This is a genomic window from Arthrobacter sp. HMWF013 (assembly GCF_003061105.1).
Classification (GTDB): Bacteria; Actinomycetota; Actinomycetes; order Actinomycetales; family Micrococcaceae; genus Arthrobacter.
On the sequence record NZ_QAIQ01000050.1, the window covers coordinates 1 to 17929 of the forward strand.

12 protein-coding genes and 2 pseudogenes are annotated in these 17929 nt (G+C 59.9%); 8 read left to right on the plus strand and 6 right to left on the minus strand.

The window, feature by feature from the left end; all coding sequences use genetic code 11:
• Both DBR22_RS02345 and dnaA read right to left on the minus strand, forming a co-directional pair.
• Positions 1-271, minus strand: a pseudogene (locus tag DBR22_RS02345) (DNA polymerase III subunit beta); the annotation flags it as partial.
• Between the two features lie 537 nt (positions 272-808).
• Complete coding sequence (dnaA, locus tag DBR22_RS02350) at positions 809-2230, minus strand: chromosomal replication initiator protein DnaA (RefSeq protein ID WP_108597611.1); 1422 nt, start codon at positions 2228-2230, stop codon at positions 809-811.
• A 468-nt stretch (positions 2231-2698) separates the two neighbouring features.
• On the opposite strand from dnaA, the gene rpmH reads away from it, so the two are divergent.
• The 8 genes from rpmH to DBR22_RS02390 all read left to right on the plus strand — a co-directional run bounded on the left by rpmH (position 2699) and on the right by DBR22_RS02390 (position 8400).
• On the plus strand, positions 2699-2836 hold the full coding sequence (rpmH, locus tag DBR22_RS02355; RefSeq protein ID WP_003800212.1) for a 50S ribosomal protein L34: 138 nt from the start codon (positions 2699-2701) through the stop codon (positions 2834-2836).
• A 90-nt stretch (positions 2837-2926) separates the two neighbouring features.
• Positions 2927-3286: a ribonuclease P protein component gene (gene rnpA / locus DBR22_RS02360; RefSeq protein WP_375134872.1), complete on the plus strand. Its 360-nt coding sequence runs from the start codon at positions 2927-2929 to the stop codon at positions 3284-3286.
• Positions 3279-3674: a membrane protein insertion efficiency factor YidD gene (yidD, locus tag DBR22_RS02365; RefSeq protein ID WP_108597613.1), complete on the plus strand. Its 396-nt coding sequence runs from the start codon at positions 3279-3281 to the stop codon at positions 3672-3674. The genes rnpA and yidD overlap by 8 nt, the downstream gene beginning before the upstream one ends.
• Positions 3675-3690: 16 nt before the next feature.
• Positions 3691-4665, plus strand: coding sequence for a membrane protein insertase YidC (gene yidC / locus DBR22_RS02370; RefSeq protein WP_108597614.1), 975 nt, complete (start codon positions 3691-3693; stop codon positions 4663-4665).
• The gene (locus DBR22_RS02375) at positions 4665-5228 is read left to right on the plus strand and encodes a Jag family protein (protein WP_108597615.1); all 564 of its coding nucleotides are present in this window, start codon (positions 4665-4667) and stop codon (positions 5226-5228) included. Before yidC ends, DBR22_RS02375 begins: the two co-directional genes overlap by 1 nt.
• A gap of 22 nt (positions 5229-5250) precedes the next feature.
• On the plus strand, positions 5251-5901 hold the full coding sequence (gene rsmG, locus DBR22_RS02380) for a 16S rRNA (guanine(527)-N(7))-methyltransferase RsmG (RefSeq protein WP_108597616.1): 651 nt from the start codon (positions 5251-5253) through the stop codon (positions 5899-5901).
• Between the two features lie 87 nt (positions 5902-5988).
• Positions 5989-7056: a ParA family protein gene (locus DBR22_RS02385; RefSeq protein ID WP_308810171.1), complete on the plus strand. Its 1068-nt coding sequence runs from the start codon at positions 5989-5991 to the stop codon at positions 7054-7056.
• A 66-nt stretch (positions 7057-7122) separates the two neighbouring features.
• Complete coding sequence (locus DBR22_RS02390) at positions 7123-8400, plus strand: ParB/RepB/Spo0J family partition protein (RefSeq protein ID WP_108597617.1); 1278 nt, start codon at positions 7123-7125, stop codon at positions 8398-8400.
• A 5583-nt stretch (positions 8401-13983) separates the two neighbouring features.
• On the opposite strand, the gene trxA is transcribed toward DBR22_RS02390, so the two are convergent.
• The 4 genes and pseudogenes from trxA to DBR22_RS02410 all read right to left on the minus strand — a co-directional run.
• Entirely contained in the window at positions 13984-14310 is a 327-nt protein-coding gene (gene trxA / locus DBR22_RS02395) for a thioredoxin (protein WP_108597618.1), read from the minus strand.
• 39 nt (positions 14311-14349) lie between these two features.
• Positions 14350-15306, minus strand: coding sequence for a thioredoxin-disulfide reductase (gene trxB / locus DBR22_RS02400; RefSeq protein WP_108597621.1), 957 nt, complete (start codon positions 15304-15306; stop codon positions 14350-14352).
• Between the two features lie 247 nt (positions 15307-15553).
• Positions 15554-17149 carry an ABC transporter substrate-binding protein gene (locus tag DBR22_RS23670; protein ID WP_181364988.1) on the minus strand — a complete coding sequence of 532 codons (1596 nt, stop codon included), beginning with the start codon at positions 17147-17149 and terminating at the stop codon, positions 15554-15556.
• Between the two features lie 182 nt (positions 17150-17331).
• Positions 17332-17929: pseudogene (locus DBR22_RS02410) on the minus strand (murein biosynthesis integral membrane protein MurJ); the annotation flags it as partial.

A 17929-nucleotide genomic window follows, 5' to 3' on the forward strand; every position in this document is an offset into this window, starting at 1 on the left:
CCGTTTCCACCTCGACAGGGGCGGACGGGAGGCTGCGGCAGATGTCCGCGAGAAGCCGGCCGGAGACGAGGATGGTTCCTTCGGTGGTGATGTCTGCAGCGATTTCCAGCCGCGCCGAGGTCTCGTAGTCAAAACTCGAGAGGCTGACCGTGCCGCCTTCAGCCTTCAAAAGCAGACCGGAGAGCACGGGAACCGGCGGCCGCGGAGATAGCGACCGGGCTGTCCAGGTGACGGCTTCTGCCAGGACATCCCGTTCGACTCTGAACTTCACGGAAGGGTGCCGCCTTTCATTGCTGCTGCCATATCGAAACCGGGAACTCCGTTAGGGAGTCCAAATGAGTGGCGCCCAACCACCGGACCTGCATGGTGATCCGCTGACCGAACCACAGAGAAACCCAAGGATGGGAGCGCTGCTGACAGCTTAGCCGGAACATCAGTGATTAACCCATCCCCGGCCGGCGCCCCTGCGGTCCGCAGGCCCTTGGCCGCTCTTCGGACCCTGGCCCGTTTTGGGTGTGGATCGAGATTGTTGTTTGAGGGAAATCAATTTCTTGGGATTAGTAGTGTTAATAACTGCTGTGGAAACTGTGGATAACTCGATCCGGCCGCAGGATCCGGCGGTTAAGCCCTGTTCATGGACTGTGGGTGAGCGCAGTTTTAAACAGGCTGTGGATGGGGATAACATTTTTCGGTCCCAGGCCAATCCACAGGTGGCTTAAGGGTTTTAAGCCCATTAAGCGCTGTTGTCCCCTTAACTATCCACAGGCTTATCCACATGCACCTGTTAATAAGGTAAGGGAGTGCGGGCTCAGGAGTCGCGCTGCTGCTGTTTGATCCTGTTGGTCAGTTCCGTGACCTGGTTGTAGATCACACGCCGCTCGGCCATCAGCTCACGGATCTTGCGGTCAGCATGGATCACCGTGGTGTGGTCCCGGCCGCCAAGTTCCTGGCCGATCTTGGGAAGAGACATGTCCGTCAGTTCACGGCAGAGGTACATGGCAATCTGGCGGGCCGTCACCAGTGTCCTGGTACGGGACTTGCTGCAGAGTTCCTCCATGCTGAGCTTGAAGTAGTCAGCCGTCTGCGTGAGGATCTGGCTGGAGGTGATCTCCTGGGCGCCGTCGTCGGTGATGAGGTCCTTGAGTACCATCTCGGCCAGAGCCACATCCACGGGCTGGCGGTTCAGGCTTGCGAACGCCGTCACGCGGATCAGCGCACCTTCAAGCTCCCGGATGTTGCTGGAGATCTTGGAAGCGATGTATTCGAGGGCATCGTCGGGTGCGGACAAGCCTTCACTGAGGGCCTTCTTGCGGAGGATGGCGATACGCGTTTCAAGTTCCGGCGGCTGGATGTCAGTGAGGAGGCCCCACTCGAAGCGCGATTTCATCCGGTCTTCGAATCCTGCGAGCTGCTTGGGCGGCAGGTCCGAGGTGATGACCACCTGCTTGTTGTTGTTGTGCAGCGAGTTGAACGTGTGGAAGAACTCTTCCAGCGTCCGGTCCTTGCCGGCCAGGAACTGGATGTCATCGATCAGCAGCACGTCCACGTTGCGGTACGTGGTCTTGAAACTGGCACCTTCGTCATCGCGGATGGAGTTGATGAAGTCGTTGGTGAACTCCTCGGAATTCACGTAGCGGACGCGAATTCCGCTGTAGAGCCGGCGGGCATAGTGGCCGATGGCGTGCAGGAGGTGGGTCTTGCCGAGTCCGGAGTCGCCGTAGATGAACAACGGGTTGTAGGCCTTGGCGGGTGCTTCGGCGACGGCCACGGCGGCAGCATGGGCGAAACGGTTGGACGAGCCGATCACGAAGGTATCAAAAACGTACTTCGGGTTCAGCCGGCCGAATTCGTGGGACGTGCTCGGCAGCATGGGCTGCGGTTTCTGTTCGATCAGCTGGTCCGGCGAATAGGCAGGGACGACGACAGGTTCCGGCTCCTGGTGGATGGGAACCAGATCGGTGTCTACATCGATGGCGCAGCGGATGTCTTCGGAGAAAACGTTGTGGAGGGCATCATCCAGGGCATCCTTGACCTGGGTCTGCAGCACTTCACGTGTCAGTTCATTGGGGACTGCGACGAGGAGTGTGGAACCGATCAGGCCCTGGGCCTGGGCCAGGATGACGAAGCCCCTCTGCCGCGGTGAAACGCGGTCATCCTGCTCGAGAAGGTTCACCACGCGCCGCCAGGAACTTCCGACAGTATTGGCGTGGTTGGCTTCGTCTACTGTCATCAATCAGTTCCTCAAAACTTGCGTGCCTGCATTACGTGCAGCCCCAAGTCCGGAACCAGGATGCTGGTCCAGCTTCATCCACAGGGTTATGCACAGTCCGTGGATAATCGGCTACTGAGCCACTCTAGGGGATCAAAAGGCCAGAAGATAGCTGGGAAGTAGCTTGTGGATAATTACACCGGTGTGGTTCGAAAACAGGCCTTGTGAGCCACTTCATCCACAGGCTGCGAGGCCGGGTTAACCACAGCCGGGGCAGGGCAGGGAGGGCATCCCGGTTTGACTATGGCCGGCGTTTTGCCCTAACGTTGTGAAGTCCTTTGTGTACGCTTTTTGGCCCCATCTGAATCTCTCTGCGCACCGCGTTGGAGCAGTCGGGGGAAGCGTTGCATATACAAAACTTAGCGTCGGCCAGTTCTTCCCCTTTTACTGATCGGGTGGGCGCACCTTTGATCCACTGGAGTAACTAACGTGAGCAAGCGGACTTTTCAGCCGAATAACCGCCGTCGAGCCAAGAAGCACGGCTTCCGCCTTCGTATGCGTACCCGTGCCGGCCGTGCCATCCTGGCAGCCCGTCGTGGCAAGGGCCGCACCGAACTGTCGGCCTAGATTCTGACTCGTCGGTAATCATTTCTTTGCGAGTTTAAGGTGCTGGCCACCCGTAACCGTTTGAGAACTGCAACCGAATTTTCAACAACTGTGCGTTCCGGTGTCCGTAATGGACGCCGGAACGTAGTGTTATATGCGGCAGCCATCGCTGCCGACGAACCCAGCCGGATCGGGTTCATAGTTTCCAAAGGTGTCGGGAACGCTGTTGTCAGAAACCTCGTTAAGAGGAGACTGAGAGAAGCCGGTGCTGCCTCGCTTCGCGAGTACGGTACCGGGTTCACCATAGTGGTCCGGGCGCTGCCTGCGTCCGCTGCCGCCAGCTGGGACCAACTGCTGGCGGACTATAACGCCGCATTGGAATCAACCATGAACCGGTTGGGCAGCCGCCTTCCAAAGGCTGCTGTAGACGGTTCTACCGGTACAACACAGGAGGGGACACAGCGTGCGTAAGGTGACTGCCGCCGTCGTCCACTACCTGCTACCTGTTGCTGCCGCCATGGGCACCTTCCTCTGGAACCTGCCCAAAAACGTTCTTATTCTGCTGCTGATGGCCTATCGCAAGGTGATTTCCCCCTTGTACGGCCAGGTATGCCGGTTCTTCCCTTCCTGCTCGGCGTACGCGCTTGAGGCCATCACCGTCCACGGTGCAATGAAGGGCAGCTGGCTGGCAGTCCGGCGCCTCGTGCGCTGCCATCCCTGGAATGCCGGTGGTGTGGACCATGTCCCCGCCGGCCACCGCCACTGGCCCGAACACCGGACCCCCACAATTGTTGTGCTGAACAACCCGGACAAGTACCTGGCTGCTCAGACTGATGAAGAAGGCCGCTTTGCGGCCTGACGAATAGGGATATCGTATGGACTTCTTTGAAACAATCATGTTTCCGTTCAAGTGGCTTGTGTCCATCATCATGGTGGGTTTTCATGAGGGCCTGAGCTCCATTGGCATGCCGGAAGCCTCCGGCTGGACGTGGACGCTCTCCATCATCGGCCTGGTGCTGGTGATCCGGGCCGCTCTGATCCCGGTATTCGTCAAGCAGATCAAGGCGCAGCGCGGCATGCAGCTGCTGCAGCCGGACCTGAAGAAACTTCAGGACAAGTACAAAGGCAAGACCGATCAGCTTTCCCGCCAGGCCATGGCGCAGGAGCAGATGGCGATGTACAAGAAGCACGGGACCAACCCGTTCTCCGCCTGTTTGCCCATGCTGATCCAGATGCCGTTCTTCTTCGCGCTGTTCCAGGTCCTGTCCGGCATCAGCACCGCCCGGGACAAGGGCCTTGGGATCGGGGCCATGAGCCACGATCAGGTTGTTCAGTTCGATGATTCCACCATCTTCGGGGCACCGCTGTCGGCCACCCTGCTGCACAATCCTGAGGGCAACGCATTCGCTGTGTATGTCCTGTCGATCCTGATGATCCTGGCCATGACGGCCTCGCAGTTCATCACCCAGAAGCAGATCATGGCCAAGAACATGTCTGAAGAGGCCATGGCCAGCCCGTTCATGCGCCAGCAGAAAATGATGCTCTACATCCTGCCCATCGTGTTCGGTGTGGGTGGCATCAACTTCCCCATCGGTGTGCTGATCTACTGGACCACCACCAACCTCTGGACCATGGCACAGCAATTCTTCGTCATCCGCCGCATGCCGACGCCGGGATCCCCCGCCGCGAAGGCACTGGCCGAGCGCCGTGCTGCCAAGGGCCTGCCGGCCCTTCCCATCCTCGGCGGGAAGAAGGCCGACGCCGAAGCGGAGGCAGCCGCCGCAGCTGCGCTTATCGAGCAAAAGGGACAGCGCGTCCAGCCACAACGTAAGAACAGGAAGAAGAAGTAATGTCAGCCGAGAGCACCGAACACGCCCTTTCCGACGAGGTCACCGAAGATCACGACGAGTCCGTGACTGATGCAGGTTCCCTGAAGGGCTCGGCCGCGAGCCGGCTTGAGGAGGAAGGCGACGTTGCTGCCGATTACCTTGAGGAACTCCTGGACATCGCCGACATCGATGGCGACATTGATATCGAAGTCAGGAACGGCCGGACCTATATCTCGATCGTCGCCGAGGAGGAGTCCGATAGCCTGGACAGCCTCGTGGGCGAAGACGGTGAAGTCCTGGAGGCACTGCAGGAGCTGACCAGGCTCTCTGTCCTGTCGGCCACCGAGAACCGTTCACGCCTGGTGCTGGACATCAACGGCTACCGCCAGCAGCGCGCGGGCCACCTCCAGAAAATCGCCGAGGATGCGGCCGCATCGGTCAAGGAGACGGGCAAGGCCGTTGCCCTCGAGCCGATGAGTGCCTACGAACGCAAAATCGTGCACGACGCCGTCGCAGACCTCGGTCTGGTGAGCGAGTCCGAGGGCGAAGGCGCCGGCCGCCACATCGTTGTATCCGCAGACTAGAGAATTGCTGATCCGCTAAATCATGGTTGAAATCACGGCAGCTGAACTGCTCGCGGCTGAGAAGATCTTCGGGGACCGGCTGGATCTCGCCAAGCGCTACGTCGAGCACCTTGCCACGTCCGGCACCGAACGTGGCCTCATCGGTCCCCGGGAAATCCCCCGGCTCTGGAGCCGCCACGTTCTCAACTGTGCGGTCATCGAAAGTGAGATCGCGCATGGCAGCCACGTCGCCGACGTCGGAAGCGGGGCGGGACTCCCCGGACTCTGCCTGGCTATTGCCCGGCCCGACCTGGAGCTGACACTGATTGAGCCGCTGGAGCGCAGGGTCATTTGGCTCCAGGAAGTGGTGGATGACCTGGGGCTGACCAACGTGACGGTGATGCGGAGCCGGGCGGAGCTCGCAGTGGGACACGTCAAAGCTGATGTTGTGACTGCCCGCGCGGTTTCTGCGCTCAGCAATTTGGCGGGACTGACTATCCCTCTGCTCGCCGGCAAAGGCGAAGTGGTGGCGATTAAGGGCCGCAGTGCCGGCGAGGAAATCGAGAAAGCCGCGAAGGTCATCCGTAAGCTTGGGGGCATTCATACCTCGGTGGTGACTGTCGGTGAACATCTGTTGGAGGAACCCACTACGGTGGTGCGCATCGTCGTAAACAAGTCCGGAAAGATTGCCTAGTCCGGGCCCGGTAACCTTGGTCTGCAGGGCGAAGCGGTTAGGCTAGACAACGGCAGCAAAAAGCTGAACGAGAGTGAGTGTGTCCCAGTGACCAGTAGCGAAGCCTCCACACAACGGATCCCCCCGTTTGTGTCTTTGGGGTCAGCACGATCAGTTGCTGGCTTGGGTTCTGCACCGGTCCGAACTGAAACGCACCCCAAAGTGGTTGCAGATGTGGCCGCCTTTGCTGCAGTTTCACGTGAAACAACGGCTGGTGGAAAAACCAATGTCATTGACACGATGGACGACTCCAGCCCCATTGCCCGGGAGCTCGCGCACGAGACCAAACGCCGTGAACGGTTGCTCGGCCGCGAACTGCCCAAGCCTGAGAAAACGCGCATCTTTACGGTCTCCAACCAAAAAGGCGGAGTGGGTAAGACCACCACCACGGTGAACATCGCCGCCGCGCTTGCTGCCGCGGGCCTCAACGTCCTGGTCATCGATATTGATCCCCAGGGAAATGCCTCCACTGCTTTGGGCGTGGAGCACCACGCCGATGTAGACAGCATCTATGACGTCCTGATCAACGATTTTCCCCTCGCAGACGTCGTGGCTCCGTGCCCGGACATCAGCAATCTGATCTGTGCTCCCGCGACCATTCACCTGGCAGGCGCCGAGATTGAACTTGTGTCTTTGGTTGCCCGCGAGCAGCGGCTCCGCAGGGCGATCGATGTCTACGCCAAGACCCGGGCGAAAAACGGTGAAGAACGTCTGGACTACATCTTCATCGATTGCCCGCCAAGCCTTGGCCTGCTCACGGTCAACGCCTTCTGCGCTGCCGGTGAGGTGCTCATTCCCATTCAGTGCGAGTACTACGCATTGGAAGGCCTGAGCCAGCTTCTGAAGAATATCGAGATGATCCAGAAGCACTTGAACGCGGATCTGGTTGTTTCAACCATTCTCCTCACGATGTATGACGGCCGGACCAACCTCGCCGCCCAGGTGGCTGCCGAGGTACGCCAACATTTCCCGGATCAGGTTCTTGGGGCGGTGGTTCCCCGCTCGGTGCGGATTTCGGAAGCGCCGAGCTACCAGCAGACTGTGATGACTTACGATCCTTCCTCCAGTGGGGCGCTGTCCTACCTGGAAGCCGCTGCTGAAATCGCAGAGCGCTAAAATCTTCAAGAACTGCAACAACCGGAGTCAGGCTGGGGCCGGCTCTTCCATCGGAGGGATTTATCCATGAGCGAGAAGCGACGTGGCTTAGGCCGCGGTCTTGGCGCACTCATTCCAAGTTCCGCCGCCGGGAGCGCATCGGGCAACGGTGCCGCTGCCTCGCGCCCCGTGGATCTCTTCTTTCCTGAGGGACGCAAAAAAGTCTTTCCGGATGACGCCGCAGACCACGGCGCGGCAACTTCGGGCGATGATCTACCCACTTCAGCCTCTGTGAAGTCAGCTGACAAGGCTTCGGCGTCAAAGACGCCCGCCAAGACGTCGACTGCAGGGTCGGCAAAGACTTCTGCCAAGACGGCGACAGGGGCGCCTGCCAAGGCGTCTGCTGCTGCAGAACCACCAACCGCTGGCATGGCGAACACCCCTGCACCGGCGGAGGACTCGGGTGCAGTTGACGAGCCCGCCGGGGTGTCGGCTCCGGATGACGCGGCTGTAGAAGTAGTAGATAACGGCGTGGACCTCGTGGAAGTTCCCGGGGTGCGTTTTGCTGAGATCCCGGTGTCGGACATTCACCCGAACCGTAAGCAGCCCCGTTCTGTCTTCGACGAAGACGACATGGCTGAGCTCATTCACTCCGTTCGTGAAATTGGCGTCCTCCAGCCAATTGTGGTTCGTACTTCAACCGAAAAGGGTGGAGAACCATATGAGCTGGTTATGGGTGAGCGCCGCTGGAGGGCAGTTCAGGCCGCCGGCATGGAAACCATCCCTGCCATCGTGCGTGACACTACGGATGATGACCTGCTGCGGGATGCACTTCTCGAGAACCTGCACCGCAGCCAGCTGAATCCCTTGGAAGAGGCAGCCGCCTACCAGCAGCTGCTTGAAGATTTCGGGACGACGCACGAACAGCTGGCCGATCGTATTGGCCGTTCCCGTCCCCAGGTCTCAAATACTCTCCGTCTGCTGAAGCTTCCCCCGCTGGTTCAGCGGCGCGTGGCCGCCAGTGTACTTTCGGCCGGTCATGCCCGTGCGCTGCTCGCTTTGCCGGATGCCGCCGCCATGGAACGCCTTGCACAGAAAATCGTGGCCGAAGGAATGTCTGTTCGCGCCACGGAAGAAGCAGTGACGCTCTACCAGGATCCGACAAAGCCAGCCAAAAACAACATTCCGCGGCCCGGGGCCCGGCATGAGCGGCTCGATTACCTGGCCTCCTCCCTCTCCGATCGCTTGGATACCAACGTAAAGATCTCGCTCGGTGTTCGAAAAGGCCGCGTCAGTATTGAGTTCGCTAGCGTTGAGGATCTCAACCGAATCATGGAAGTGTTGGCGCCGGGATCAGATAATTAGTTCTAAAGCGTAGGAGGGCCTGTTTCACGTGAAACAGGCCCTCCTTTTTTGGCTCTTCGCCTACGACGATCCCCCGTTTAGCCCTTCAAGGCACTGTAAGAGAAGTAACGTTTAGCGTTTCAACGCGCTGTACGAGAAATAACTGGTGGTGGGCTCGATGAAGATGGGACCAGTTGCGGGCCGTTTGGGCCATCGAGACCCGCTGAATCCGCAGGTTGTGGGTGCAACCAATGCGCAGCGAAACCTGCCCAGAGGGAACCGGGGGCTTTGCGTGATCTACGCTTTGTAATGATTGGGAACCAATGTTTGCATCAACGACAGGCACGGTTTCGTGGGTTGTGGCTGGGCCATAACTGTTTCTGTGCAGACTTGTTGTCACTGACCCCTTCTCCTGACGCTTCGCTTTGCAGCCCTCGAATGGCAACTTTTGCACTCACATGAGATTTGGGCTCACTGACGTGTACTTCCCACAGTCCTAGTCAAACTTCACAGCGCTTTTACGGCTTGCTTGGGCACATGATTCCGCCCCGTCGAGCACCACACGTTTCACGTGAAACATGGGTGGGCCGACTCGGCGAGGCAACATAGGGCGGCTTGTGGTTCAGGAAACCCTGCCGCATATGCGCTGATACCTACTTCCGGCCTGGTATCCAGGGCCCCGCCAGCTAGGGTTTCCCAAACTCACCCGAATTAGGACCTGCGAAGGAGCATGTTTCACGTGGGACGCAGGCCGCGGAATGCAACGAGCCAGTTGTTCTGGTGCGGACAAAAGTTCTGGATCCAATCAGCCAGTTCCCCTCCCCTGGGCCCAAAAAGCCTGGCATGCTGTGCCTGCGAGATCCGGCGCCTAGTTCTTCGGATACAGAGATTTGTGGGCGCTTGGATGGTAAAACCGGTGGATTCACAGATGGCCAAGGAGAACGCTATAGCTTGGATAGCGGCGGCCCCAGATATGCCGACGTGGTTGGAAGGCGCACCTGCAGGCATAGGGCATGACAACTCCCTCCCCAGCTACCGGGGGCTGCGTCGCTTATGGCGTACGTCCCGCATCTACGGGACTGTCATCTTGGAACGGCGTGTGGAGTAGCTCTGAGGCCGTAGAGCGGCTTGAGCGGCCCCAGGAGGCCTTGAGCGTGCAGTTCCACCTGCCGCCCGGAGGATGTTCTTGTCGATACCCTTTGCATACTGCGTGGCCAGTGGCAGTGCATGGAGCTGATTTGAATCGGCTGATTGAGTGTCTGTGCGTGGATAACCACATGGGACGGCCGGAGGCTCTATCGCTCAGTGCTGAGCATGCGCTTGTCTCCCCCGGGACGGCACAGCGACTCCGGGAGCTGACCGGTGCCGCGGGATAGGGCCACTGCGGCCGCTAGGAACAGCCAGGATCAACGCACTGGAACTTTCTAGCAGCTTAGCGACCGCTCTACCTCCGTAGGAACTGCCGCCAGTCGGGCAAAGAACATACCGGCGTGCGGCAACCCACGCACGCCGCAGATGTCAGAGGGGGAATGTCAACAGCAGGTGAAGTCACAAGCCGAAGGACAGTGGGAGATGAGCGTGGCAGGCTTCACCAGCATCTTACTGAGTTGGCAGCGATCCTGCCTACCCGCATGGGTGATCTACCCGTTGACTTGTGGTCCCTGCAATCGATCCTCCGGCCTGGTGCACGCACGGCGGGCTAAGCCGTCCAGCCCACCCAAACCGCAAGCCTCAGAGCCGCTTGTCGTGGAGAAAAGCAGGGTCTCTTCTTCCGGGGATTCGACCTTGGCCGTTTAGGCGCGACGCTGTCAGGCTAAACACGTAATAGGCGGAGATCTATTAGTGCTGGGTTTGCGTCAGCAGAATGAGCCAGGCCCCACCTCGGCCATGCTGTGGTTGTGGCTCGATACACGGCCGGCCACTTCACGGAGGCTTTCTACGCAGGGTGGATGAATGCAGTTTCGTCCCGGATGATTTCGGTCAGTTCGTAGAAGACATGAAAGACCAAGAAGCCACTCCCTCACCGAACGAACGTAGTAACCATTTGCTGAATTGGGGCGGATCGGACTTCCGCTGATCACCTGGGAAAGCTGGCGCATGGATACATCGAAGATGATGCCCGTGCCGGCCGAGATGCACATCATTGCCAGCCGGGTTGGCGGTCACAGCCTCACGTTTGGCCTCAGAGTGTGCGTCCCAGAGTGAACGCACATTACCCACAGAGGCTCGACGCGGGCAGTGGATATCCCTGTGGATAACCTTGTGGATGGAGAGGCATCTCACAGCCGGGTTGGCGTGGTCACTGGAGGGCCACACTCAAGCTCCGCACTTGCCCTTCCGACCGTCGATGAGCCTCGCCCATGACAGCAGGCTAATGTTTCACGTGAAACAGTGAGCGCAGGATGTCGCGCTGACCGTCTGGGGTCCTGGCGCGCTGCCAAATGGGTCTTAGATCGCCAAAAATAGTTGATTTCCCGCTTGAAAGCTGCGACTCCGGTATCTCCACTCCGCCAGTCTTCGCCACCACGATGGCCTCGCGCCGTGGCCAGGCTGGATGGGGCCAAGAACCACTCGCCTCCCTCAGTATCGTGCCGTGGTACGCAGGGATACGTGGGCCCTACTCCTTGGGAACCTGGCTGTGGATATGACTGTGGATAACGTATGGGGATAACTTGTGGATAGTGGTCCAAAATCAGCTCGCTGAATCCCCATCCAAGGCGAACGACGATGGGATCATGTTGCGCGTAAGTGTAGATTCACGGAACTGCATTCGTCCCAATGCCAGCGTGATAGGCCGCCTACCCGCGACTCGGGCCTGTCGAATGAGGCTGGAGTAAGGGAACCTACTGGGGGCTCCTCTGTGGTCGGCCTCCGTCTGCCCAGCACTGGGCCAGAGCACCCTAGCGGTGGACTGGCTACTGTCGGAAGCACCATGCATCTGTCACTGATGAGTAGTGACGCTTTGGGAGGTAGAGTCAGGCTAAATCCGGAAGTGGTAATAGCCCGCATTTGCCGTCGACGATTCCGCGGCGTAGAGGTCATAGTTGTCGATGTCCTAGTTGTCGATGTCCTAGTTGGAGCGTAGTTGGTGCATGCCCGATGCCGTCTTCGTTGGCGATTATCGGTGCTTTCGGAGGGTCTGAATATAGAGCTGCCAAGCGGCGTGGTTTTACGATGTTTCACGTGAAACATCTGTCACCGTTGAGCGATAGCACTGCCACTAAGGCGTGCGCGCACGGGCATGCCTTGGCATCACCCTGGCCACGAGCTATCCCCGGTTGGCCAGGATGTTCCAATGCGGTCGGCCCAGGCTCTGTCCAAGATGGGAACCACAGCCGGTCTGACGGATGCACCACTCCCCGAGTGTTTCACGTGAAACATCTGATCCGATTCCCAGCGCCTGAGGATGCCTACTCTTTCGGTTCCGGCGGAGAACACCATAATGAGGCCGTTAGCTGTCGCGCGAGAAATCAGACCACGAACCGACCGAAAGTCGACAACTAAGTATTGGGCGCCATGGCGGAATCCCGGAGCACGCCCCCATATAGTCCGGGTGCACTTGGCAGGGGTATCAACTGGTCCTGGGGGTTAGTCAGGCGGCACACAGACGCCCAGCCAAGGCTCGACTGATTGGCGGCTATGTCGCTCTGCTTGGGAGGCAGTGATCCCGCTTGAGTGCCGTGCGATGGGCCGGCGAGTCGTTCCTTCCTGGAGTCCAGGGTTCGGGCACTCAGGCCATTCCTGACAGCCGAAGCCGTGTGGAAGACAACTTCAATGGGCCGCCGGTTTGTTGGGCTTCCGACGACAGACTGACTATGGCCGGCAACGGGCGGGCTGAACTGATGCTTCCAGGGGGCTATCTGGTTGGCCCTAGAACAGAATAGATTCATTCCGCCTATCAAAACGCACGCCAGTGGATGTCAAATGGCGCTGTGCCGGGCTGGGGAACTATGTGGATGGGTGAAGAGCCTATGAGGCACTATGGTTCAGCGTGGGCCAACGGGAAGACGACTACAGGGTGCACAGGCTTTTGGAATGAGCGCCGGTTTCTAAGGGAAACGTTCCAGTGTAGCTGTGTCATTTGTGCTGAGTGCGCTAGGACTTTGAGCAAGTTGGGCGTTTTATGCGAGGATGTAGGGCCAGGTATTCCATGGGATTGATGGTGTTCCGGCCGTAGGGCTTGGTTGTTCGGACAATGCGACCGCCGACGGTGCGCCAGCTGCACACACAATGTTCCCTAGTCATGAATTCGTGGTCTTCACTGATGCAACTGACTGCATTGCGTTCCACTGCTCGCTCAATGAGGGCTCGACCGTGGTGGCGCTCTGTTGAGCAGGGACGAGAACGCATGATCGCTGAGCCAGGCACGATCAGGCCCCCGCTGGAGCCGAACAGATATGAGTGGCTGACCCCAATCGGTTGTGGACTTCGCCGCCGGCTCATGTGTTCTAGGTGGTTGTGTGCGCGGTTCATGTGACGGCAGTTGCGTGTTTCTTTGGACATCAACAGAAACTGGCAGACCTCAGCTGATTTTTGGAGGGCTGCTGCCGACTTGTTGCGCAAAGCCAAAGCCAAAGCCAAAGCGAAGCCAATGCCAAGGGCAGAGACATAGGCAGAGGCAGGAGGGGATGAAGGAGAGAAGGTGCAGGGAGGCAGGATCGTGCCATTGTTGGGGAGCTGTGGCGGAGGCAAGATGGTGAGATCTTGCGGAAGCTGAAATGGTGGGATGTGGCGGGACGGCGCCATTGGACTCGTCCTCAATGTTTCACGTGAAACAGAAGATGACTAGTGAAAGCATTAGCACAGCGAACCCGCCTCCCTGCGGTAGCGCATTTCAGGCTCCCGGTTCTTTCAAGCCTGAGTACGGGAATCATGCGGTCAGTCCCTGGCCGCTGGGAAAGATGGAAGGTGGTCATGTCCGGTGGCGTGGCCACAGGTGTCCCAATGTTGCCTGCTCGCAGTGGTATGGCCATTCCCCTACTGGTTTTGTCGTAGGAAGTCCCCGCGGGACTTCCTCTGTGATCGTCGGGGCATGATCTGGCCGGTACCCGGAACGATGTCGCACTTTCGCAAGCCGCTGAAGGAAAGTACTCGCGAGAACCGGATCAGGCGCTGCTGCCGCCGGGTGCGGTCCATTGAAGCTTATGTCTCGCAAAGCCGATTCGGAGTTCCCACGGCGGGCGTGCCCCGAGCACCCTTTGGATTCCGGCAACGGTCGCGTCCCAGAGCAACCTCCGAGTTCCTACGCCCGCGCGGCATGTGAGGCCCGGCAGGCTCAGGAAGTGCCTCGCACATGTTTCACGTGAAACATCCCCGTGAGTAGCAGGTGGGCTGGCTGCCCGAAGGAACAAATCGTTCCCTGAAGAAGCCCACGTGTCGTGGGCTGACCTGGCATTTTGGCGCGGCAACACCCAGGATGGCGTGGTCCTTTTAGTGGACTAGGCCCAGCGCCACAAAGCTGCCACAGCACAACCTCGAGTTATCAACCAATATGACTCGCTAAGCACCAAAATATTGTCTGAAAACCAATGTGGCCACCACTTCAGTGAAGCGGTGGCCACGGGAACCCCTTAGCCGCGACGCAGGCTCGGGGCGAGCACGAACTTAGGACAGTACGTCTGCGAATTCCTTCTCGAAGAACTGCTTGGGCTTGGCACCGATGACGGTGCTCTTCACCTGGCCGTCCTGGAAGAGGTAAACGGCAGGAATGGAGGTGATGCCGTACTCGGCGGCGATGGCAGGGTTGTCGTCAACATTTACCTTGACCACGTCCACCTTCTCGCTGTACTCAACAGAGATTTCGTCCAGGATCGGTCCCAGCTTGCGGCAGGGGCCACACCACTCGGCCCAGAAATCCACAATCACTGGCTTGTCAGCGGACAGTACGTCTGTGCCGAAGCTTGCATCTGTTACATCTTTAGCGTTGCTCATAACCTTGTGTCTCTCTCTTCGAATGGACGGTAAGTGCTTTTATGCGTGAAGGTCTGCGAGGTAGTGTTCCACATCGATTGCAGCAACACACCCCGAGCCTGAGGCCGTAATGGCCTGGCGGTAGGTCGGATCGACGACGTCGCCTGCGGCAAACACGCCGGCGACGCTCGTCCTGGAGCTGCGGCCTTCGACGGCGATAGTGCCGGCGTCGGTGATATCCAGGATGTCCTTGACCAGGTCCGTCCGGGGATCATTTCCGATGGCTACGAAGACGCCAGTCACCGGGAGATCGCTAATGGTGCCGTCCAGGAGGTTCCTGATTTTGAGTCCGGTGACTTTATTCTCACCGATCACGTCATCAACGGTGCTGTTCCAGATGAAGGAAATCTTCTCGTGTGCCAGGGCCCGGTCTGCCATGATCTTCGAGGCCTTCAGCGAATCCCGGCGGTGGACCACCGTGACCGACTTCGCGAACTTCGTGAGGAAGAGCGCTTCCTCCATGGCAGAGTCTCCCCCGCCGATGACGGCGATGTCCTGATCCTTGAAAAAGAAACCATCACAGGTTGCGCACCAGCTGACACCATGCCCGGAGAGGCGTTTCTCGTTGGGCAGGCCGAGCTCACGGTATGCCGATCCGGTGGAGAGGATGATTGCCCGTGCCTTGAACGTCTCTCCGGTTGCAATGGTGACGGTCTTGACGGCGCCGTCCAGTTCCAAGGACGTGACATCCTCGAACTGGATTTCGGTTCCAAACCGCGCAGCCTGCTTTTCGAAGTTCTCCATGAGGTCCGGCCCCATGATGCCTTCGGGAAATCCCGGGTAGTTTTCGACGTCGGTAGTGTTCATCAGTTCGCCACCGGCGGTGACGGAGCCGGCCAGCAACAGCGGCTTCAGGTTGGCTCGTGCCGTATAGACAGCCGCCGTATAGCCGGCCGGGCCCGAGCCGACGATGATGACATCACGTACTTCGGACGCGGTGTTTTCTGCGTTGGTCACTGAACGGTGAACCTCTTCCTTAATCGATGCGCCGGCTTTGGGGCCGGCCACATGGCACAACTGAATCCTGGTGGTGAATATTCCGGGCGCCGCGCGAACGGAGAACCTCGAGCGGCCAGCACAGAGCCAGCCCGGCAGGACGCCCTACCAGATTACCGTCTGCACACAGCTGGGCCGCGCCTGTTACTGCAGGAGCAGCGCTCCACGCAGAACAGCCGCGGCCAAACAGCCGCCAGACGGGTTCTACCTACTGAACCTTGATTTCGGCCAACCGGATACCGAAGCCGTACCGGGTCTTCGGAGCAGCCAGCTTGGGGAGCGTCTTGATGGACACGATCACGTACTGCGCCTGTACTGGCTCGGCCAGGGGCATGGTGAGGTCCGTTGAGGTAAAGCTGTTGGTTCCCACCAGCTTGGCCCCATCCAGCGAAGGCCTGTCGTTGGTGAAGACGCTGATGTTGCCGCCTGAAGCACCGAGCTGGGTCAGTGTGATGGAAGAGACAGAGGCAGGACTCTTCAGTTTGACGACCAGGGGCACGCCATCCGCCGCGAGACCGCCCCAACCCTCGGTGGCAAACTCCATGTCGGACCAGTAGCTGGCAGCGTTGCCGTCATACGCCTTGACCAGGTCGACGTCGTAGTTGCCTGCGAATTCGAAGTTGCCCTGCCGCGTGACGCTGTCGATTGCCGGCGGCACTACGGGGGCAACAGAGCTCGGATTCGGGCTTGGAGCTGCCGTGGCGGGAGCACTGCCGCCGTCCGAAGGAGACGTCGGGTTGGCAACGGGATCTGGCCTGAACAGGCCGCCCAAACCTGTCAGAGCGAAGACCAGACCCGCAATAAGCAATACCGCAAGCAGGCCTCCCACCAGCCAGCGCATGGACTTGGGTTCGCGCTCGGGTTCGTCGTCGTCGTAGAAATCGTCGGTTGGGCCGGCTGGAGGCACGGCTTCCGAAGGAGCCGATTTACGGGCAATGGAGGGGAAAGCGCCCGCTGCCCGGCCGGGCCGGGCGGACCGCTCAGAGTCAGGGGATTCCTCGTAGCCGGTTTCCTGGTCCTCATAGGTGTAGTCGTCCTCAGACCACAGCGAGACCTTGGGCGATTCGGCTGCCTCGACCCTATTATGACTGGAGTCGGATGGGTCATTGAGACCGGATCCCGGCCGTTCCGGGCGCTGAACGGGTTGCGGTGACGTAGCCTGCTGCCTCCCGGCGGCACCAGCCGCCCCTGCAGCAACTCCAGCCGCAGCACCTGCGGCCGCGGAAGCTGCACCCTGGCCGGCGCCTGCGCCGCGTCCGGACACTCCGGTCGGGGCCGACGGCGGACGGACCGGCTGACGTGGCGGAACCACGGGCCGTGCGGCCTGCGGGGCGGCCCGGTAAGGGTCCACCTGGCTGGGGTGGTTATCCGCGTAGTTGATGTAGCCGGCGTCGACGTTTTCTTCGTCGTCGTAAGGCTCCGGTTCGTTTGAACGTGCCTGGCCGAAAATTTCACTGCCCAAAGTGTCCGTGAAGAACGGTTCAACATAGGGCGGGTTGGAGGCAACCACGAGGTCCAGCAGGTCTGCCGCTGATGTGTGGTTGGTGATCAGGTAGGTGGCGGCCTCGGTGACACCGAGGTCAAGGACCTGCATGTTTCCCGGGCGCTCACCGGTTGCCACCTCGCGGGCACTCTGCGCCACCTGCTCGGTGTTGTCCGGGCCGGCGACCAGAATGCTGACCGGACGGTTAAGAACCTGGTCCACCCCGTCCAGCACCAGATCATGGTCGTGTGAGGTCAATACAGTGGCTGTGACCTTGTAGCGGCCGCCGAGTACTGATCCAACGTCGATCGGGTGGGACACGTGTTCCTCCTAGGCTGTCCGGGTATTGCCGGCCTGATGGTGGCCAGCACCTGCTGGAAACCGGTCAAAAGCCGGCCAGCGAGCGGGCTGACGCCTGCCTGCAAATACCCCTGTTCACTGTCGATCCTAGCCGATTGGCCTTGGCCGCCGCGGGCGACAGGCGACCGGAAACGCGGCGGGAATCACTTTTTCCGGGGCCGTCGCGGCTTGAAATGGGGGTTCTGGCCGGCCTTGCCCTGGAAGGTGCGCCGGCCTGGCAGGGGAATCTCGTCGCGCAGCAGTCCGCCCCTGGCAGTACCCGGAACATCCTCCGCCGGAAGATACCCCTCGGGTGCGCCGGTACCGCCCCCGGCAGCAGCGCCGTCATTTTCGCGCACCCGCCCTGGTGCCGTGGAGGGCTGCGTGGGTTCCGGCACCGGCCCGGCGCGGAACGATACTGAATCGAATTCGCCTGAAATCCTCGGCATCATTCCGGTGTCCACCGAGACCGTGGCGCGTTCCGGCGTCGGGTGTTCCCCGCCGGAGCCACCGGGAGCCGAAACCGACGACGGCGTTCCCCCGTTTGGCTCCGAGGGTCCGGATCCGCCGCGGCCCAATCGCGCGAGCAAGGGGCGGAGCAGGTCACGGAGTTCCGCTACGTGGAAGATCTTGAGCAGGAAAACGTAGGCCACCAGCATGATGGGCCCAACGACCACCACCGTGATAAGTGCGGTCAACCTGTCCTTCCAGGCGAAGCCGTCCGGGCTGTAGCTTCCCATCAGCCACAGCGCGCCGGCGCCG